Annotated in this window: 22 protein-coding genes; 16 read left to right on the top strand and 6 right to left on the bottom strand. The window is 54.7% G+C overall.

Going from position 1 to position 17,766, the window contains the following annotated elements:
* Positions 1–39: 39 nt before the first annotated feature.
* Positions 40–585 carry an imm11 family protein gene (locus tag D8S85_RS06320; RefSeq protein ID WP_004295469.1) on the top strand — a complete coding sequence of 182 codons (546 nt, stop codon included), beginning with the start codon at positions 40–42 and terminating at the stop codon, positions 583–585.
* A gap of 92 nt (positions 586–677) precedes the next feature.
* Complete coding sequence (locus tag D8S85_RS06315) at positions 678–1,268, top strand: DUF4948 family protein (protein ID WP_004319175.1); 591 nt, start codon at positions 678–680, stop codon at positions 1,266–1,268.
* Between the two features lie 28 nt (positions 1,269–1,296).
* Here D8S85_RS06315 and D8S85_RS06310 read toward each other — a convergent pair whose 3' ends face one another.
* The 6 genes from D8S85_RS06310 to mobA all read right to left on the bottom strand — a co-directional run bounded on the left by D8S85_RS06310 (position 1,297) and on the right by mobA (position 6,124).
* Entirely contained in the window at positions 1,297–1,683 is a 387-nt protein-coding gene (locus tag D8S85_RS06310) for a hypothetical protein (protein ID WP_004295467.1), read from the bottom strand.
* Entirely contained in the window at positions 1,680–2,075 is a 396-nt protein-coding gene (locus D8S85_RS06305; RefSeq protein ID WP_004295466.1) for a hypothetical protein, read from the bottom strand. Before D8S85_RS06305 ends, D8S85_RS06310 begins: the two co-directional genes overlap by 4 nt.
* A 4-nt stretch (positions 2,076–2,079) precedes the next feature.
* Positions 2,080–2,361, bottom strand: a complete 282-nt coding sequence (locus D8S85_RS06300; protein WP_004295465.1) for an Imm17 family immunity protein — start codon at positions 2,359–2,361, stop codon at positions 2,080–2,082.
* A gap of 154 nt (positions 2,362–2,515) precedes the next feature.
* Positions 2,516–4,525, bottom strand: coding sequence for a conjugal transfer protein MobC (gene mobC / locus D8S85_RS06295; protein ID WP_127074892.1), 2,010 nt, complete (start codon positions 4,523–4,525; stop codon positions 2,516–2,518).
* A gap of 37 nt (positions 4,526–4,562) precedes the next feature.
* The gene (mobB, locus tag D8S85_RS06290; RefSeq protein ID WP_004295463.1) at positions 4,563–5,708 is read right to left on the bottom strand and encodes a conjugal transfer protein MobB; all 1,146 of its coding nucleotides are present in this window, start codon (positions 5,706–5,708) and stop codon (positions 4,563–4,565) included.
* On the bottom strand, positions 5,702–6,124 hold the full coding sequence (gene mobA / locus D8S85_RS06285; RefSeq protein WP_004295462.1) for a conjugal transfer protein MobA: 423 nt from the start codon (positions 6,122–6,124) through the stop codon (positions 5,702–5,704). Before mobA ends, mobB begins: the two co-directional genes overlap by 7 nt.
* 703 nt (positions 6,125–6,827) lie before the next feature.
* On the opposite strand from mobA, the gene D8S85_RS06275 reads away from it, so the two are divergent.
* The 14 genes from D8S85_RS06275 (at position 6,828) to traN (ending at position 17,765) form a co-directional block, all read left to right on the top strand.
* Positions 6,828–7,580 carry a ParA family protein gene (locus tag D8S85_RS06275; RefSeq protein WP_004295460.1) on the top strand — a complete coding sequence of 251 codons (753 nt, stop codon included), beginning with the start codon at positions 6,828–6,830 and terminating at the stop codon, positions 7,578–7,580.
* Positions 7,581–7,586: 6 nt separating this feature from the next.
* Complete coding sequence (locus D8S85_RS06270) at positions 7,587–8,009, top strand: DUF3408 domain-containing protein (protein ID WP_004319163.1); 423 nt, start codon at positions 7,587–7,589, stop codon at positions 8,007–8,009.
* Between the two features lie 41 nt (positions 8,010–8,050).
* Complete coding sequence (locus D8S85_RS06265; protein ID WP_004295458.1) at positions 8,051–8,470, top strand: DUF3408 domain-containing protein; 420 nt, start codon at positions 8,051–8,053, stop codon at positions 8,468–8,470.
* Complete coding sequence (locus D8S85_RS06260; RefSeq protein ID WP_004303801.1) at positions 8,467–9,207, top strand: hypothetical protein; 741 nt, start codon at positions 8,467–8,469, stop codon at positions 9,205–9,207. Before D8S85_RS06265 ends, D8S85_RS06260 begins: the two co-directional genes overlap by 4 nt.
* A gap of 145 nt (positions 9,208–9,352) precedes the next feature.
* Positions 9,353–9,655, top strand: coding sequence for a DUF4134 domain-containing protein (locus tag D8S85_RS06255; protein ID WP_004303800.1), 303 nt, complete (start codon positions 9,353–9,355; stop codon positions 9,653–9,655).
* Positions 9,656–9,675: 20 nt separating this feature from the next.
* Positions 9,676–10,002: a DUF4133 domain-containing protein gene (locus D8S85_RS06250; RefSeq protein WP_029427933.1), complete on the top strand. Its 327-nt coding sequence runs from the start codon at positions 9,676–9,678 to the stop codon at positions 10,000–10,002.
* Complete coding sequence (locus D8S85_RS06245) at positions 9,999–12,494, top strand: TraG family conjugative transposon ATPase (RefSeq protein WP_127074891.1); 2,496 nt, start codon at positions 9,999–10,001, stop codon at positions 12,492–12,494. Before D8S85_RS06250 ends, D8S85_RS06245 begins: the two co-directional genes overlap by 4 nt.
* A 14-nt stretch (positions 12,495–12,508) precedes the next feature.
* Positions 12,509–12,823 carry a hypothetical protein gene (locus D8S85_RS06240; protein ID WP_004295453.1) on the top strand — a complete coding sequence of 105 codons (315 nt, stop codon included), beginning with the start codon at positions 12,509–12,511 and terminating at the stop codon, positions 12,821–12,823.
* Between the two features lie 35 nt (positions 12,824–12,858).
* The gene (locus tag D8S85_RS06235; RefSeq protein WP_004295452.1) at positions 12,859–13,479 is read left to right on the top strand and encodes a DUF4141 domain-containing protein; all 621 of its coding nucleotides are present in this window, start codon (positions 12,859–12,861) and stop codon (positions 13,477–13,479) included.
* A 19-nt stretch (positions 13,480–13,498) separates the two neighbouring features.
* Positions 13,499–14,578 (top strand): conjugative transposon protein TraJ, encoded by a 1,080-nt coding sequence (gene traJ / locus D8S85_RS06230; RefSeq protein ID WP_005681344.1) that lies wholly within the window; start codon positions 13,499–13,501, stop codon positions 14,576–14,578.
* A gap of 11 nt (positions 14,579–14,589) precedes the next feature.
* A complete protein-coding gene (gene traK, locus D8S85_RS06225; protein ID WP_004295450.1) occupies positions 14,590–15,213 on the top strand; it encodes a conjugative transposon protein TraK in 624 nt (207 codons plus the stop codon).
* Between the two features lie 4 nt (positions 15,214–15,217).
* Positions 15,218–15,517 (top strand): TraL conjugative transposon family protein, encoded by a 300-nt coding sequence (locus tag D8S85_RS06220; protein ID WP_004295449.1) that lies wholly within the window; start codon positions 15,218–15,220, stop codon positions 15,515–15,517.
* Positions 15,492–16,772 (top strand): conjugative transposon protein TraM, encoded by a 1,281-nt coding sequence (traM, locus tag D8S85_RS06215; protein ID WP_005681343.1) that lies wholly within the window; start codon positions 15,492–15,494, stop codon positions 16,770–16,772. Before D8S85_RS06220 ends, traM begins: the two co-directional genes overlap by 26 nt.
* 72 nt (positions 16,773–16,844) lie before the next feature.
* Entirely contained in the window at positions 16,845–17,765 is a 921-nt protein-coding gene (gene traN, locus D8S85_RS06210) for a conjugative transposon protein TraN (RefSeq protein ID WP_004303795.1), read from the top strand.
* Position 17,766 lies beyond the last annotated feature (1 nt).

The following is a 17,766-nucleotide window of genomic DNA, read 5'->3' as shown; positions in this document are numbered from 1 at the left end:
CGTTCCCCGTCAAACCATTATCAATTACAGTACGACAATATGAACTTTTACTTAATAGGTAGTTTAGAAGGATTTAACGATTTACGTTTTCCAAATGTGGAAGATTGGCAAAATTGTATGGGACATGCTGAAGGTTTACTAAAGCAGTGGAATCCTCCTGAGATGGAATATATATGGAAAAAAAGTAATAGACATAAACATTTTGATTTATCACAATTTTGTAATCCTCTATTAACTATTAGCGACAAAGCATTAAGTATTTTAGAAAATATTCTTATCAAAAATGGAGAAATTCTTGATATAAAGTCGCCAAAAGGTTTTTATTTTTTTCATTGTACCAATATAATAGATGCTTTGATTGAAAAAGAATCAGATATAGTGTGGTTAGATAAAGAAAGAGGATGGGTGAGTTGTATAAATAAATTTGTGTTGGATAAAAATAAAATCCAAGAGCAAACTATTTTCAGACTTCCGAATGTAAATTGTCGCTATACTTTTTATGGGGAGGAATTTAAGAACCTTGTATTGAAACATCATCTTCAAGGAATACATTTTGATAGATACGAAACTATTATTATAAAATGAATGATTGTTTTAAAGTTTGTAGTTAAAGTATTGATAACACGCACATCAATCACTTAAACAGTGATTATCTGCATCCTATTAAACATTAGAAAATGAGAACACCAATCATAATCCTGTTATTTGTAATCCTGCTTGCCGCAAGCTGCGGAGAGCCTCCCATGCCGCCGTCGGACGAGGAAATGATACGCCATTTCACCACGCACGAGGTGGCGTTCCGTAAGGTGTACGAAATCATGGCAGAGAGTTCAGAAGGTAGTTTTCACTACCCGCCGCTTTCTCCGGAAGAGGTCATTATACTTGATTCAACAGAACAAAGCGATACATTCCATGAAACGAATGACGAACAAGACATTCCGGTATATGGACTGTTGAAGCCGGAGCGAATCCTACTCGACTCCTTGTTATCAGAGATTGGATGCGGTTTTATCCTTGTTGATCGCAGGGAATGGGGAACGGCAGATTCGGTATATGTGAGCCTTGTTATGCCGTACTACTCCCACGGCATCGTGGATGCGGGAACGTCCAAGAGTTTCGTTTACGATCCCGGATTGAGAAGCCGTCGGAATATCCGTATCACCGAATATGGCGACCTGAACGAGATCTACCGCAGGACGTACAACGACACCACGCTTTACAAACCCATCAAGGGAAACTGGTACATCGAGTTAGACCATTCGATATAACGGCCCGGAGTTCGTATCAAAGCTTGTTTCACTTTTTGTCAAGAAGATACATCATAAAGCAGATAATGGCTATCGCAAGGAAAAATAACAGAACCGCAAGGAGTTCGTTAAACCTGCACTTGGCATAGTGAGACATCACTGCTTTGCCTCGCCATTTGTAAATCCTGCTGACGAGCGACATAACGGCAAATGTGACAATGCTAAAAACGACACATGGCAACAATGCCGACACACCTGGAAAAAGCCGGATAGTAACAGTCATCATAGGGAATATCAAAAGAGCGAAGATATAAATCGAGAGCATCATTTCGCCATCGACCCTGCCTGTTCGTCTTGCTTGTTCCAATTTCTCCCCCATCCACCAGAGGTAGTCCCAGAGATAGAACCGTTGCTTATTCTCCTGCCGTTTCATCATGCCCAATGTATAAATCCGAGGTGGAACATCAGCGCTACATTTGCCACGATCAGGGCGATAGCGATAAGAACTATTTTGGCGAGCTTCCTGCCGGGATGTTTCATCTTCCCGTAATGTTCACGGAGCGCTTCACGCCGTCCGGCTGTATAGCGTAGCTTGCAGAATAAATCGGGAAGAAAGCAGAGAGGAATCACTATGGCCAAACCAATCATCCAGCCGAAAAGGCGCAATATCGGCGGAACCCCAAGCGGTATGAGTAGGACGAAGAGCCAGCACCAAAACAGTAGCATACGTCCGTTGAGATTGGTACGCTCCCTTTCGTGCCATATCTCGGCTACATACCACATATAGTCGATGAAGCAGATCCGGTATTTGCGATTGTCCTTTTCCATACCGTTATCTCCATACAAAGAAACCAACCAATATAAGTATAATCAGAACGCTGACCAACACAATCTGAACCCTGCGGCGTGTTTCAGGCTTGCAATCGTCAAATAACCACAGTTTGCTGTTAAACTGCCAATGACACGCCCATTTCCAACGGAACAGCAACCCTGCAAGCCATAGGGCAAGCAACCCGACACCAAACAGCAACCCGTATTTCGGGTGAGCCTGCAACCACTCGAAAAACGCTTCCGCCTTGCTGTTCATTGCTTCGTATATATCGGTAACTGTCATACTTATAATTAAAAGGATTCCGAACACAAAAATAATGTTTTCTGTTCACATAATCACTACTTTATGCTCCAAAACACCGGCTGTGCGGTTATAAAACCAAGAAACAGCCCCCGTTAAGGTAACGGAGGGTGTTTGCGGGGGTGTTTGTGTTCATTTAGTTCTGTTCCGGCAGGAGCTTGCAAAGCACCGGGTCGTTCTTGATACGTTCCAGTTCCTCGGCGACGATGCGGCCGGCCTCTGCCTTGATACGTTCGTAGTTTTCCTGCACGACCTGTTTCATGTGATCCGTCCCGTTCTCGTCCGTGAAATCGGTAATTTGTGGTATCTTCTTGTACCGGGCCGTTTCCGCTTTCACTTTTTCGTTGTCCACGACAATCTCGCAGTGGAAAATCTTCTGCTCGATACGTTCGTCGAAATTGTCCGCCACAGCCCCGACGAACATTCCCTGCGTGAGCGTCGAGATCTTCGAGGCCGGGATCAGGCTGTCCAGCTGCGTGGATATGGATGTCGATTTGTCGCTGCGGCTCAACGTCATGCTCTGCCGCTTCTGCAATACCTTACCGAACCGTTCCGAGAGTGTCTTGGCCGTTTCACCTACGACCTGCCCGGAGAAGATGTTGCCCACCGTGTTCATCACGACGGCGGCCTCCTTGTCCCCGTAGTCCCTCTTCAACTGTGAAAAATCCTGGAAGCACAGCAGCACGGCGACCTTGTTGCTTCTGGCCGTGGCGATCAGGTTGTCGAGTCCCTTGAAGTAGATTGTCGGCAGCTCGTCGATGATGATGCCCGATTTGAGCTGGCCTTTCTTATTTATGAGCTTGACAATCCGGGAATTATACAATCCCAAAGCCGCTCCGTAAATGTTTTGCCTGTCGGGATTGTTCCCCACGCAGAGTATCTTGGGATCGTTCGGGTTATTGATGTCGAGCGTGAAGTCATCGCCCGACATGACCCAATATAGCTGGGGCGAAATCATGCGGGAAAGCGGAATTTTGGCCGATGCTATCTGGCCCTGGAGCTGGTCTTGAGCGCCTCCGAGCCAGGCATCCATAAAGGGGCTGAGGTAGTTTTCGAGTTCCGGGTAGGATGTCAGAATCGGGAAAATATCCTCGTACCGCTTGTTCAGGAACTCGATGGCGTGCGGGAAGGTACAATACCGCCCGTTGTCGTAGATGCGCAGGAACCAGATCACGGCCGCGAAAAGGATAATGGGGCTTTCCACAAAAAAATCGCCCTGCTTCTGCACCCAGCTTCGGTTCAGGTTGAGCATGATGGTATAGGCGCTCTCGTAGGCGTCCGAAATATCGGTCATGAAGTCCGGGTGAATGGGGTTACAGCGGTGCGAGCGGCGCGGGTCGTCGAAATTTATGACGTAGAAAGTCGGGATTTTCTTGTAACCTTTCTGGTGATTCAGCAGGTGGTTGTAAGCGATTTCCGAAAGATCGGGAAACTTGTAGTCATAGATGTATTGGGTATAGCCCTTTTCGATTTGCTGTTTAATAAACTGGTTTACAACACAATAACTCTTCCAGCTGCCCGGGCTTCCCATGCAGATGCAAGCCCTTTGCGGGTTTACAACGTTGGCGAACCCGTTGTTCCACTGTTTGTTATAGTAAAATTTCGTCGGCAGATTTATGGAGTACTCGTTCTCGATCAGGCGTGTTTCCTGCTGGAATGATTCGTTCTCGTTATTGAAAGGGTCATCCATGAGATTGTTCTTCAGCAGGCGGGACATCCACACGCCGCCCATCAAGAGGCAGATATACCCGGCCGATAGGGTCAGTATGTAGAAAGCCGCGTTCGCCGCTGCCGTCAGCGGCAAGTCCAGCAGCCACCAGTTGAAGAAGAACAGCACGCCTCCCGTGGCCAGCGATGCCGTGATTTTCCGCCAGGTAATTTTCTCCTCTTTTACTCCTTTTGTCCCGAGGCATGAAAGGGCGAGGAACACTACGGCGAAAAGTTTCGTCCATAGTATATTCCGGAACAGCCCCGCGGTGCGGTCGAAGTTCAGCAGAATCCTATCGACCACGCCGATATTGATTCCCCATTCCCGTATCTGCCCGTAGCAGAACCAGTAGATGTTGATAACCACGAACAAGATACTCAATGCCCGCATGAAATCCATTGTTTTAGCAAGACCCCGAAGGTCGTCTTCCTGTTGCATAACCGTAAGATTTAATAAATGAATGATAATTGAGATGTTATACTTTCCTCCGTCGTGAGGTATTCCGCTTCCGTTGCCCGTCCCGTCCGGCAGGCGCTTGTTTCGGGGACAAGCCCCTCGTGTTTTCCCCGGGATTCCGTTTTCCGCCGAAGCGCAGCTCGAAGGCGTTGGCCGAGTATGCCTTTCCCAGCCGTGATCCGTTCACGACCGTCCGTGTTTCGTGGTCAATGAACGTCACACCCACGATGCGGCCGTTTTCGTTGCGTCGTATGTAGAGATCCACCCGGGCTCCCCGCAGGCGTTCGCGCAGTTCTTCCTCCGTGGGTTCTCCCCGAAGCGCTTTATCGACCCGGCCACGGATTTGCCTCCTCGTGTCGTCCTTCCCGAACCGTTCGGCGCTACGCTCCATGTGCCGTTCCAGCCCGTCATACCCGACCTCTTTACCGAACAGTGAGGATTTGAGCGGCGCGGCCACTGCCTTGTCCCCGTTCTCGTCCAGCAGCGTGTAGAGCAATCCCCGGTAGGGGGTTCCGTTCCGCTCTCCCCGGACTTCCTCTATACCTATATTATATAAGGACAGCAATGCCCGGAACTCGCCGAGGGTCTGGAAGCGGTATGTCGCCACGGCCGGTTTTATTACCGCTGCCACCTGGCGTTTCAGGTCGCCCCGCGTGTAATCGGCGGGGACGATCCCTTGCCCTTTCTCCCGCCTTCTCCCTTTGGCGGGATGCAGTCCGTACTCCCGTTCCAGTTCCTCGGTAACGGCCACGCTGCGTTCGTTGCGCCTGCTGTCGTTTATCTTGCGCCCGTCCTGGGCCACCTGCACCGACACGATATGGATATGCTCCCGTCCGATGTCGGTATGCTTGAATACGATATAAGGTTGTCCTCCCCAGCCCATGCGCTCCATGTAGGCCCCGGCTATCTCCGCGAGCTGCCCGTCGTCAAGGCGGTCTTCGGGAGCCGGGTTGAGCGATACGTGCACGACGGGTTTTTCCGTCCGGTAGTGCGAGGGCATCCAGCGCAGGAGGTCTTCTGCCGTCGCGGCCACGTTGAAGCGCCCATCCGCCGGCTCCCTCACGATGTGGGTCAGCAGTACTTTCCCGTCGCCCCGATCGACTTTCTCCTGGTTGTACGCCAGCGCGCCGTACACGTCTTTTCCGGTGGTGATATTGGCTACCATCGCTGTTTGAACTCTTCGGAGAGCGACACGACCTGCTGCCCGACGGCCGCCAGTTCACGTGTCGCTCTCTCCAGTTTATAGAGCAGCGCGAGTGTTTTCTTCTCGGAAAAATGCGCGTGCAGCTCCTTCACCACCTGGTTGTAATTCGTTCCCACGGCACGGAATTGGGCGTGGAAAGCGGTCAGCTTCGCCACGTATTCGAGCGTTCCCCGGTCGGTCTTTACCACCCGGAACGCCTCGTTGAACACTCTCGCTTTGATAAAAGCGGCTTTGGACAATAGCCCGGACTGCTCGTAAAGGTCGAGGAAACGGGCATGTTCCACGGCTGAAAAGTTTACCGAAAAGCGGTAAACGGCCGGGTCGTTTTTCGCGGGTCGTCCCCCTTTGCCCCCTCGGGGCTTTCTGTTCTTTTCCATCGCATCGAAATTTTAAGGAGAGGCCAGAGCCCCACCGGTTCCTGAAAATTCCGATCCCTTCGCGGCCTGCCGCCCTTCTGAAAAGCACCGACTCCGGAGGTGCTTTCTCCCCCTTGCGGGCAAGCTGTTTTCTGCTGCAAAACGAGAATCGTGCAGCAGAAAACACAGCTTGCTATTTGCCCTTTGCAAATACCTTCTGCCCGCTCGCGGACAGAACATTGAAAGAGCCGCCGTAAAACGGGGCAAGGACGGCTTCATTAGCGTCGGGATCGTTCACGAGGCAAAGATACCGACCTATTCAATCACTTGTGCCATAAGCGATTACGCCACTTGCGTCCACTTTGACGCCACACGCGGCCATAGCGGAAAAAGAGCATACAACCCGTGTTTTTAAGGGTTTACTTTGCACGTGAGAACGGATACGGGCAATGACACATCCCCCTGTCCGCACACGTGTGGACGGATGCAGAAAACATCGTGTGCAGAGGAAAAAGCGGGTCTTTGTCCGGATAAGCAAATGCGGTTGCGCATGAGTATAAAATCGGACACGCGCCCATGCACCGGCATACCGGCGTAACAGCCTGCCAGCGCACCAGCATATATGCGTGCCGGCATACCAGCATAAAATCTCATGCCGTCACTTGTCCGGATACGTGAAGAGATGAACGATTACCCGATTGTATAACTAAAAACGCATGGAACAATGAAAGAGAAAACGAAATTCGTGGCCTTCTCCACCCAGAAAGGCGGAGCGGGCAAAACCACCCTCACGGTGCTGGCAGCCTCTTACCTGCACTATGTAAAGGGTTTCAATGTCGCGGTCATCGACTGCGATTATCCCCAACACTCCATCGTGGAGATGCGGGAACGTGACCTGAAGCTTGCCCTCGAAGACGAACATTACAAGAGGTTAGCTTACGAACAATTCACCCGGCTTCAAAAGAAAGCCTATCCTGTCGTGGAAAGCAACACGAAAGAGGCGTTGGCCGATGCCGACTACCTCCTGCCGCAAGGTGATTTCGATTATGTGTTCTTCGACCTTCCCGGTACGATCAATAACGAGGATCTGATTCATTCCCTGGCCGGAATGGATTATCTCGTCGCCCCGATCAGTGCCGACCGGGTTGTCATGGAAAGCACCCTGAATTACGCGGTTGTGGTAAAGGAGCATATCATGGGCCGCGAGAAGTCCCGGATGAAAGGGCTGTATATGCTATGGAACATGGTGGACGGACGTGAAAAGACAGAGTTATATCAGGTTTACGAGGCGGTAATGAAAGAGCTGGGTCTTCCTGTTCTGAAGACCTTCCTGCCTGACACCAAGCGTTTTCGTCGTGAGCAGAACGCCAGCCGTCGCTCTGTCTTCCGCTCCACGCTCTTCCCGGCAGACCGTTCTTTGATCCGGGGCAGCAACCTGGATAAACTCGTGGATGAATTGATCGAACTGTTAAAGTAGGATCTTATGAGCGGAAAAGAACATGACGACGGTTTGGACGCTTCCTTCATCATCAGCCAGGCCAAAAGCCGAAACCGGCCATTACATCCTTACACGCCGGAAAAAGAGGAGGAGGCATCGGCTCTATCGGAACCGTCCGGCGAGGCCGCCGCCTCGCCGGCTACGAAAGAGGAGGGACGCCGCCGAAGAGGGAAAGGCCAGGATTACGAGCGTCTTTTTATCCGGAACGCCCCCTCCAATACCCGAAGCGGCAAAACGGTGTATATCCGCAAGGAGTTTCACGAGCGTATAACCCGGATAGTGCAGGTTATCGGTAAGAACGAACTCTCGCTGTATAGCTACCTGGACAATGTGCTGGAGCAGCATTTCGCGACCTATCAGGAGGAAATTTCGGAACTCTACAAGAAACGGAACTCCGATATTTTTTAGTTATGAACCCAATATTTACAACCTATTAAAAACAATCCATCATGTCAGACAAAGCAATTATTTTATCTGTTATCCTGGCGGCCGTCCTTTGCGTCGCCGTGCCCTTCATCTTCCGCGTGTGCCGCTACCGGCGCAGGATGAAAACCCTTATCGTCCCCGACGGCCCTTCGGGGGAGGTCGCCGTGGGGACTGTCCCCACCCCCGAGGCCGAGTACCTGGCCCGTTACATCTGCCTGCTGCGGCTGCCTTTCGCCGGTAACAAGCACGTGAAGATACGTCCGTCGTATCACGAGCGTATCCGCGAGATCACCCGTGTCATCGGTCGTGGCGACGTGACGATCACGGCCTACGTGGACAAGGTTCTCAAGGCGCACCTGGACGATAACCGGGAAACCATCGAGCGGCTTTTCGAGGAACGCGAGGCCGTGGCCTCCCGGCAACCCAAAGCGGAGGAGCGATGAACGGGGCGTTGTGGCTGCTGCCCCTCTTTGCCGTGGGGTATGCCTTGTGGGCGTTTTTCCGCCTGCGGCGGATGGAACGTAACGAACCGGCAGACGGGATCGTTGCCGAAGACACGCCCTGCCGGCAGGAGATCATCGGCAGGAGCCGCTTTGTCCTCGACCCGCGCCACTCCCGGCCACAAGCTGCCGTAGAATCTGAAACTGAAAAAGTTACGGAAAAAGCCGATATATTTGTGCCCACGAATGTACCCGAACACCCCCGGCAGATTCCGCCGGAAGACCTGGATGAAGTGTTCGGTGTCGCTCCCGAGGGGGAGCCTAACGAACCTCTGGAAATCGACTTTCCGCTGTACGATGAATCTTTCCCGGATGCGGACGCGGAGGAGCCGGATTATGACGAGGATGAAGACGACACCGAAGAGCTGCCCCTTTTGGGCCGCTCGCTTGCCCAGGGGGTTAGTTTTGAACAGATGGGCGAAGCCTACCGCCACGTGGTACATGATCCACCTTCAACAGACGAGCAAAGGGAGGAAACGGGACGTGTCCTCCTGGGCCTGAAACAGACCGACATGTTCGAGGTCATCGTTTCGGGCCGCCCCGACGGGAACGACAGGGTAAAATCCCTGATCGACACCTACCTCTCGGCCTTTCACCGGCGTATGTCCGAGAGGTCTGCGGAAAGCCCATCTCCGCAGGGTTCGGTTCCCACGGGTTTCGACGTCCGTGAGTTTGTTTAACCCCATAATGACATCACGATGAAAGAAAAAGACTACGGGTAGCACGTGAGGCTATCCTCGAACCACTGAAAAAATCCGAATCAAGAAGTTTAACCCGGTGCGGGGCCTATCCATCCCCGCGCCACAATTCAAACATTATCGAGTTATGAGAAAGAACAAGATTCTTCTTCCGGCGGCATTTCTCTTTGCCGCCATCTCCTCCGCTTTCGCGCAGGGCAACGGCATCGCCGGCATTACGGAGGCTACCAACATGGTAACCAGCTACTTCGATCCCGGAACGAAGCTCATCTACGCGATTGGGGCTGTGGTCGGCCTTATCGGCGGGATCAAGGTCTATAACAAGTTTTCGAGCGGCGACCCCGACACGTCGAAGACCGCCGCGAGCTGGTTCGGCGCGTGTATTTTCCTGATTGTCGCCGCGACGATCCTACGCTCTTTCTTCTTGTAGTCCAACCTGTCATGCAAATAATTATGGAATATGGAATCAACAAGGGAATCGGCAAGAGCGTGGAGTTCCGGGGCCTGAAGGCGCAGTACCTCTTCATCTTCGCGGGCGGCCTGCTGGCCGTCTTCGTGGTGTTCGTCATCCTCTACATGGCAGGGGTCGATCAGTGGGTATGTATCGCTTTCGGCGTTGCGGCGGCTTCGGTGCTGGTCTGGCTTACCTTCCGCCTGAACGCCCGTTACGGGGAACACGGGCTGATGAAGCTGTTCGCCGCGCGCCGGCATCCCCGCTACCTGCTCAACCGCAAGTCCCTGCGCCGGTTGCTGAAAAGAAAGGGGGGCCGCGTATGAGAAACATCTTGAAAGCCACCACGCTGGAAAGCAAGTTCCCGCTCCTGGCCGTGGAAGGCGGTTGTATCATCAGCAAGGACGCGGACATAACGGTCGCCTATCGGGTCGAACTCCCGGAGCTGTTCACCGTCACGTCCGCCGAGTACGAGGCGATCCACGCCGCCTGGTGCAAGGCCCTGAAGGTCTTGCCCGAATACAGCGTGGTACACAAGCAGGACTGGTTCATCCGCGAGCGTTACCGCCCGGCCACGGGCGAGGGGGACATGAGTTTCCTCTCCCGCAGTTACGAGCGGCATTTCAACGAGCGTCCGTTCCTGACCCACGCCTGCTTCCTCTACCTGACGAAAACGACGAGGGAGCGTATGCACATGCGTTCAGACTTCTCGACCCTCTGCCGGGGCAACATCATTCCCAAAGAGGTAAACCGGGAATCGGCGACAAAATTCCTGGAGGCGGCGGAACAGTTCGAGCGTATTCTGAACGATTCGGGTTTCCTGACCTTTGTCCGCCTCACGGGGGACGAGATCACGGGTACGGCGGATTGTCCGGGCCTGCTGGAACGGTACTTTTCCCTCTCGCTCTCGGAGACGACTTCTCTTCAGGACATCGAGCTGGGGGCCGAGGTTCTGCGCGTGGGCAACAAACGGGTGTGCCTGCACACGCTCTCGGACACGGAAGACCTGCCGGGGCGCGTGGGTACGGATACCCGTTACGAGCGTCTTTCCACCGACCGTTCGGACTGCCTGCTGTCGTTCGCGGCCCCCGTGGGGCTTCTGCTTTCCTGCGACCACCTTTACAACCAGTACGTGTTCCTGGAAGACAGCGACGAAAACCTGCGTATGTTCGAGAAACGTGCGCGTAACATGCAGTCCCTTTCCCGCTACTCCCGCGGAAACCAGATAAACAAGGAGTGGATCGACCAGTATCTCAACGAGGCGCACTCGTTCGGTCTTCAATCCGTCCGGGCCCATTTCAACGTGCTGGCCTGGTCGGACGACGTGCAGGAGCTCCGGCATATCCGCAATGATGTGGGCAGCCAGCTCGCTCTGATGGAGTGCCGCCCGCGCCACAACACCGTGGACGCCGCCACGCTCTACTGGGCGGGTATGCCGGGCAACGCGGGGGATTTCCCCGCCGAGGAATCGTTCTACACGTTCATCGAGCCCGCAGTCTGTTTCTTCACGGAGGAAACCAACTATAAATCCTCGTCCAGCCCTTTCGGCATCAAGCTGTGCGACCGCGTAAGCGGCAGGCCCCTGCACCTGGACATCTCGGACGAACCGATGAAAAAAGGGATCATTACGAATAGGAATAAATTCGTGTTAGGCGGCTCTGGGTCAGGCAAGTCGTTCTTTATGAATCATTTAGTCCGCCAATACTGGGAGCAGGGCACGCATGTCGTGCTGGTGGATACCGGTAACAGCTACCAGGGTCTTTGCGAGCTGATCCGGCGTAAGACCAAAGGTGAGGACGGCGTGTATTTTACCTATACCGAGGAACATCCCATCAGTTTCAACCCGTTCTACACCGACGACTACTATTTCGACGTGGAGAAGAAGGACAGCATCAAGACGCTGCTGCTGACACTCTGGAAAACCGAGGACGACAAGATCACGAAGACCGAGAGCGGCGAGCTGGGCAGTGCCGTGAACGCCTATATCGAGCGTATCCGCGCCGACCGGAATATCGTGCCGTGTTTTGACAGTTTCTACGAGTACCTGCGGGACGACTACCGCCGCGAGCTGGAGGAGCGGGAGATCCGGGTCAGCCGCGAGGATTTCAACATCGACAACATGCTCATCACCCTGCGGCAATATTACAAGGGCGGACGCTACGACTTCCTTTTGAACTCCCGGGCCAACATCGACCTGCTCTCGAAGCGCTTCGTGGTCTTCGAGGTGGATTCCATCAAGGAAAACAAGGAGCTTTTTCCCGTGGTCACCATTATCATCATGGAGGCTTTCATAAACAAGATGAGACGGCTCAAGGGGGTACGCAAACAGCTCATCGTCGAGGAGGCCTGGAAGGCGCTCTCTACGGCCAATATGGCTGAATATCTGCGTTATATGTATAAAACCGTCCGCAAATACTACGGTGAGGCCATCGTTGTGACGCAGGAGGTCGAGGACATCATTTCCAGCCCGGTGGTCAAGGAGGCGATCATCAACAACTCGGACTGCAAGATCCTGCTCGACCAGCGCAAGTTCATGAACCGTTTCGACGCGATTCAGTCCTTGTTGGGGCTGACCGACAAGGAGAAGGCGCAGATTCTCTCGATCAACCAGTCCAACAACCCTTCCCGTAAATACAAGGAGGTCTGGATCGGTCTGGGCGGCGTTCAGTCGGCGGTCTATGCCACGGAGGTCAGCGTCCCGGAGTACCTGGCCTACACGACCGAGGAAACGGAGAAAGTGGAGGTACAGCGGCTTGCCGGCGAGCTGGGCGGTGATATAGAACTGGCGATCAGGCAGCTCGCCGAGGGCAAACGTTAAAGGGAGGGCAGGCCATGTATCGCAAGTGTATCGGATCAGACCCCACGGCGGCGCGTTTGGACTTCGCGCTGTACGAGGTGGCGGGCGAGTGGGAAAGCCGCTCGGGTTCTCCCCGGGTTCGCATCTACCGCAACCCGGGACGCCGGGGCGGCGGTTTTTACGTGGAGGTGTCCTACAAGGACGGGACACGCTTCTCCCGTCCCGTGAGGAAGTATTGGGGAGGTATCCGTTACTTCGACCTCTACGGGTATGTCGCCCTGGCCTACGATGTGGGGCGCGAGGTGCTCCAGCTCTCCGCCTACGGGGATTATTACCGGGCGTCGGAATGACCGCCCAAGTATTCACGAATTAAATAATGAAAAGGATGAAACGATTGATTTTAACGCTGTTCGTGGGGCTTCTTTGCTTCACGTACCAGGCAAAAGCGCAGTGGACGGTCATCGACCCGTCGAACCTCGTTCAGAACATCAAGAGCGCGGTTCAAAGCTCGACCACGGCGACCAACATGGTCAAGTCGCTGCAAGAGAGTATCAAGATTTATAACCAGAGCAAGGCTTACTACGACGCCCTCAAATCGGTGCATAACATCATCAAGGATGCCCGGAAGGTGAAGCTGACGCTCGAAATGGTCAGCGAGATCACGGAAATCTACACCTCGGGATTCAACCGTATGGTTTCAGACCCGAACTTCACGGTGGACGAGCTGGCGGCGATCTCGGCGGGTTACGCCCGGCTGCTGGAGGAGGGCGGTGCGCTGGTGGCGGAACTCAAGACGGTCATAACCGGCGGCAACGGCCTCTCGCTCTCGGACAAGGAGCGGATGGACGTGGTGGATCAGGTTTACACGAAGATGCTGGAGTACCGCAACCTCACGCGCTATTACACGCGCAAGACCATCTCCGTGTCCTTCATCCGCAGCCGCGAAAAGGGCGACGCGCACCGGGTGCTGGCACTTTACGGGAACCCGAACGACAGATATTGGTAACCTGAAAACGGAGGCAGTCATGGATTTCGACAATTTACACCAGGTTCTCCGGAACCTGTATCAGGAGATGATGCCGCTATGCGGCGACATGATCGGGGTGGCGAAAGGTATCGCCGGCCTGGGTGCGCTCTTTTACGTGGCTTACCGGGTATGGAAGGCACTGGCCAGCGCGGAGCCTATCGACGTGTTCCCGCTCCTGCGGCCTTTCGCCATCGGCTTGTGCGTGATGTTCTTTCCCACCGTGGTTCTGGGGACGATCAACGCTGTGATGTCGCCCGTGGTGCAGGGCACGCACGCCATACTGGAGGGGCAGACATTGGATTTGCAGGCATACCAGCAACAGAAGGACGATTTGGAAGCCGAGGCCCGCAGGCGCGAGGGCAAGGCTTGGTTAGTGGACGACGAGGTGTATGAACAACGGCTTGCGGATATGGGTATCACGGATTTGGGCGAGATTATCAGCATGTGGGCCGAACGCACGTGGTACGACATCAAGGCCGGTTTCCGGCAGCTTGTCCGGGACTTCTTCGAGTTGTTGTTCAACGCCGCGGGGCTTACCATCGACACGCTGCGGACATTCTTTTTAGTCGTGCTGTCGATTCTGGGGCCCTTGTCGTTCGCCCTCTCCATTTACGACGGCTTCCACTCGACGCTCGCGAGTTGGATTTCCCGCTATATCAGCGTGTACCTTTGGCTTCCCATCGCCGACCTGTTCTCCGCGGTGCTGGCCAAGATCCAGACGTTGATGCTCCAGGCGGACGTCCTGGCCCTGCAAGACCCCAACTACATTCCCGACAGCGGCAGCGGTGTCTATATTATCTTTTTGATTATAGGTATCATAGGCTATTTCACGATCCCCACCGTTGCCGAGTGGGTGATCCAGTCGGGCGGAGCCGGCGGGGCTATGGGCGGTATCAACAAGGCCGGGGCATTCGCCACGGGTGTCGCGGGCGGTATCGCCGGCAACATGATCGGCCGCACGTTCGGGCGTCGCGGCGGTGGCGGTTCCTCCTCCGGTAACGGCGGCGGTGGCCCGGCTTCGGGCAGTGCCCCCAACGGGCGCAACCTGGCAACACAAGGTAACAGTAATCATTCATAACAATTTGGACAATGGAATTCAAGTCATTAAAAAACATCGAAACAAGTTTCAGGCAGATTCGGCTTTTCGGTATCGTGTTCCTCTGCCTGTGCGCGCTGGTATCCGTGTTCAGCGTGGTCGCGAGCTTCCGTTTCGCCGAAAAGCAGCGCGAGAAGATCTACGTCCTGGACGGGGGCAAGTCGCTGATGCTGGCGCTATCGCAGGATTTGAGCCAGAACCGCCCCGTGGAGGCGCGCGAACATATCCGGCGTTTTCACGAGTTGTTCTTTACCCTCTCGCCCGACCGTGCGGCCATCGAGAGCAACATCAACCGCGCGCTGTTCCTGGTCGATAAGAGCGCCTTCGCCTATTACCAGGACATGCAGGAGAAAGGTTACTACAACCGTGTGGTGTCGGGGAACATCAGCCAGCGTATCGAGGTGGACTCCGTGGTGTGCGACTTCAACGCCTATCCCTACCGGGCCATGACCTATGCCCGGCAAATGATTGTCCGCGAGAGCAACATCACCGAGCGTTCGCTGGTCACGCGCTGCGAGCTGATCAACTCGGGGCGTTCGGACAATAACCCGCAGGGTTTCATCATGGAGAAATTCGAGATTCTGGAGAACCGCGATTTACGTACATTAAAAAGATAAGGCTATGGCAAAGAAGAGAATAAAGGCTTTCGGGGAGTGGGTCGAAGACCACCTGCGCCGCGCTTGCGGGGCACTCTCGCCCGATAAGCGGATTATCGTGATCCTCACGCTGCTCTTGTTCTTTTCCGTCTTGTCGCTCTACTTTACCGTGTCTTCCATCTACCGCTTCGGCAAGGGAGCCGGGGAACGGATGCAGATACGGCATATCGAGCGGCTGGAACTGGAATTAAGACAACGGCAGGAGGCCGACAGTGTAAAACATCTAAAAGATTTCAATTATGACGACGAACGAAAAACAGAATAAACAGCCGGAGGCGGGGAAAAAGGAACTCACGCCCCGGCAGATACAGATGCGGAAGAAGATGGTGGTCTTCCCGCTCTTTTTCCTGGCCTTTGCCGGGTGCATGTGGCTGATCTTCTCCCCCGGCGAAAAAGAACGGGAGGAGCCTTCGGCGGGTTTCAACACGGAGCTGCCGACCCCGGAATCGGAGGGTATCCTCTCGGACAAGCGTGATGCCTACGTGCAGGAGGAGATGCGGCGCAGGGAGCGGGAAAAGATGCGCTCCTTGCAGGATTTCGCGTTCGGGATGGAGGACGAGGAGGAAGAGCCCGTCATGCCCGCTGCCGTGCCGGATAAGTCTTCCGGCTCTGCCGGCGGTTCGTCGGGAGCTTTCCGGACTTCCCGTGCCGCCTATGCCGACATCAACCGCCAGTTAGGCAGTTTCTACGAGGACACCGCCGGTGAAACGGGGGAAGAGCGCGAGATGCAGGCCCGCATCGAGGAACTGGAACGCCGCCTGGAAGAACAGCAGGCGCAGAAAACGGCCCAGGAGGAGCAGGTGGCGCTGCTGGAGAAGTCCTACGAGATCGCCGCCCGCTACATGAATGGCGGTCAGGCCCCTGAAGCCCCGCGTCAGAAAGCCTCCGTTTCCGGCAAGGCTTCCGTGCAGCCCGTGCGCCAGGTGCGCCGTAACATCGTGTCGCTGCTCGCCGCCCCGCTGCCCGATTCGGTCTTCGCCCGTGAGTTCGTCAAGCCCCGGAACTGGGGTTTCAACACGGTGGGGAGCGACCTTCGCGAGCCCGAGCGCAACAGTATCCGCGCCGCCGTGCAGCAAACCGTGACGCTCACCGATGGCGGGGAGGTTACTTTCCGGCTGCTGGAACCGATGATGGCGGGAGATCTGCTCATCCCCTCGGGTACGCCCGTAACGGGGGCGGCGAGGATCAACGGCGAACGGCTGACGGTCAAGGTCAGCGCTGTCCAGCACGGCGGGGCGGTCGTTCCGGTCGATCTGTCGGTCTATGACACGAACGGCAACGAGGGTATTCCCGTGCCGGGGTCGGAAGAACTCAATGCCGTGAAGGAGATCGCCGCCAATATGGGCGCGGGCATGGGCAGCAGTATCACGATCACGGACGATGCCGGTTCGCAACTGCTCTCCGACCTGGGGCGCAGCGCCATCCAGGGCGTGTCGCAATACGTGAGCAAGAAGATGCGCTCGGTCAAGGTCACGCTCAAGGCCGGTTACAGCGTCCTGCTGCTCCCGCCCCTTCAATAAGGGTACAAACGACGTACTTCCGTACACCACTGAAAAAATCCATTTTTATCAACAATCAAAAAATTATCGAGTATGAAAAAGATTCTTCTGGCACTCGCTTTTATCGGGTGCATGTTCGCTGCCCACGCGCAGGAAAAGCCCTCCACGGGCGATTTGTACGACGGTCTTACCCGTCCGCTGACTTTCAACCGGGTTATCCCGCCCTACGCGCTGGAGGTGACGTTCAGCAAGACCGTGCATGTGATTTTCCCCTCGGCCATCCGTTACGTCGATCTGGGGTCTTCGGATCTTCTGGCGGCGAAAGCCGATGGCACGGAAAACGTGCTGCGTGTAAAGGCGGCCCTGCGTGATTTCTCGCGCGAGAGCAACCTTTCGGTCATTACCGAGGACGGGGCCTATTACAGCTTCAATGTCAAGTATGCCGACGAGCCGGTGAAACTGTCGGTCGAGATGGCGGACTTCCTGCATGACGGGGAGGCGGTAAACCGCCCCAATAACGCGCTGGACATCTATTTGCAGGAGTTGGGATGCGAATCTCCGCTGCTGGTCAAACTGATCATGCAGTCCATTTACAAGAATGACCGCCGCGAGATCAAGCATATCGGTTGCAAGCGTTTCGGGGTACAATACCTCCTCAAAGGTATCTACGTGCATAACGACCTGCTTTATTTCCACCTCCAACTGAAAAACTCCTCCAACGTGCCTTTCAACGTGGACTACCTGACGTTCAAGATTACGGACAAGAAGGTGGCCAAACGCACGGCCATCCAGGAGCAGGTCGTATGGCCCGTGCGTGCGTACAACAACGTGCAGGTCATCGGCGGCAAGCGTACCGAGCGCATGGTCTTCACGCTCCCGAAGTTCACGCTGGCCGACGACAAGCAGCTGGTCGTGGAACTGCACGAGCAGCAGGGCGGGCGACACCAGACTTTCACGGTGGAGAATGCCGACCTGGTGCGCGCACGTGTTATCAACGAGTTAAAGGTAAAGTGAT

The sequence above is a fragment of the Butyricimonas faecalis genome (assembly GCF_003991565.1).
In the GTDB taxonomy this organism is placed as follows: Bacteria; Bacteroidota; Bacteroidia; order Bacteroidales; family Marinifilaceae; genus Butyricimonas; species Butyricimonas faecalis.
Note: the sequence above shows the minus strand (reverse complement) of the source record. Positions and strands in the feature narration are given on the sequence as shown.

Coding starts and splice junctions, on each gene's coding strand:
- D8S85_RS06320 (WP_004295469.1), top strand. CDS start 40: ATGAACTTTTACTTAATAGGTAGTTTAGAAGGATTTAACGATTTACGT.
- D8S85_RS06315 (WP_004319175.1), top strand. CDS start 678: ATGAGAACACCAATCATAATCCTGTTATTTGTAATCCTGCTTGCCGCA.
- D8S85_RS06310 (WP_004295467.1), bottom strand. CDS start 1,683: ATGATGAAACGGCAGGAGAATAAGCAACGGTTCTATCTCTGGGACTAC.
- D8S85_RS06305 (WP_004295466.1), bottom strand. CDS start 2,075: ATGGAAAAGGACAATCGCAAATACCGGATCTGCTTCATCGACTATATG.
- D8S85_RS06300 (WP_004295465.1), bottom strand. CDS start 2,361: ATGACAGTTACCGATATATACGAAGCAATGAACAGCAAGGCGGAAGCG.
- mobC (WP_127074892.1), bottom strand. CDS start 4,525: ATGCAACAGGAAGACGACCTTCGGGGTCTTGCTAAAACAATGGATTTC.
- mobB (WP_004295463.1), bottom strand. CDS start 5,708: ATGGTAGCCAATATCACCACCGGAAAAGACGTGTACGGCGCGCTGGCG.
- mobA (WP_004295462.1), bottom strand. CDS start 6,124: ATGGAAAAGAACAGAAAGCCCCGAGGGGGCAAAGGGGGACGACCCGCG.
- D8S85_RS06275 (WP_004295460.1), top strand. CDS start 6,828: ATGAAAGAGAAAACGAAATTCGTGGCCTTCTCCACCCAGAAAGGCGGA.
- D8S85_RS06270 (WP_004319163.1), top strand. CDS start 7,587: ATGAGCGGAAAAGAACATGACGACGGTTTGGACGCTTCCTTCATCATC.
- D8S85_RS06265 (WP_004295458.1), top strand. CDS start 8,051: ATGTCAGACAAAGCAATTATTTTATCTGTTATCCTGGCGGCCGTCCTT.
- D8S85_RS06260 (WP_004303801.1), top strand. CDS start 8,467: ATGAACGGGGCGTTGTGGCTGCTGCCCCTCTTTGCCGTGGGGTATGCC.
- D8S85_RS06255 (WP_004303800.1), top strand. CDS start 9,353: ATGAGAAAGAACAAGATTCTTCTTCCGGCGGCATTTCTCTTTGCCGCC.
- D8S85_RS06245 (WP_127074891.1), top strand. CDS start 9,999: ATGAGAAACATCTTGAAAGCCACCACGCTGGAAAGCAAGTTCCCGCTC.
- D8S85_RS06240 (WP_004295453.1), top strand. CDS start 12,509: ATGTATCGCAAGTGTATCGGATCAGACCCCACGGCGGCGCGTTTGGAC.
- D8S85_RS06235 (WP_004295452.1), top strand. CDS start 12,859: ATGAAACGATTGATTTTAACGCTGTTCGTGGGGCTTCTTTGCTTCACG.
- traJ (WP_005681344.1), top strand. CDS start 13,499: ATGGATTTCGACAATTTACACCAGGTTCTCCGGAACCTGTATCAGGAG.
- traK (WP_004295450.1), top strand. CDS start 14,590: ATGGAATTCAAGTCATTAAAAAACATCGAAACAAGTTTCAGGCAGATT.
- D8S85_RS06220 (WP_004295449.1), top strand. CDS start 15,218: ATGGCAAAGAAGAGAATAAAGGCTTTCGGGGAGTGGGTCGAAGACCAC.
- traM (WP_005681343.1), top strand. CDS start 15,492: ATGACGACGAACGAAAAACAGAATAAACAGCCGGAGGCGGGGAAAAAG.
- traN (WP_004303795.1), top strand. CDS start 16,845: ATGAAAAAGATTCTTCTGGCACTCGCTTTTATCGGGTGCATGTTCGCT.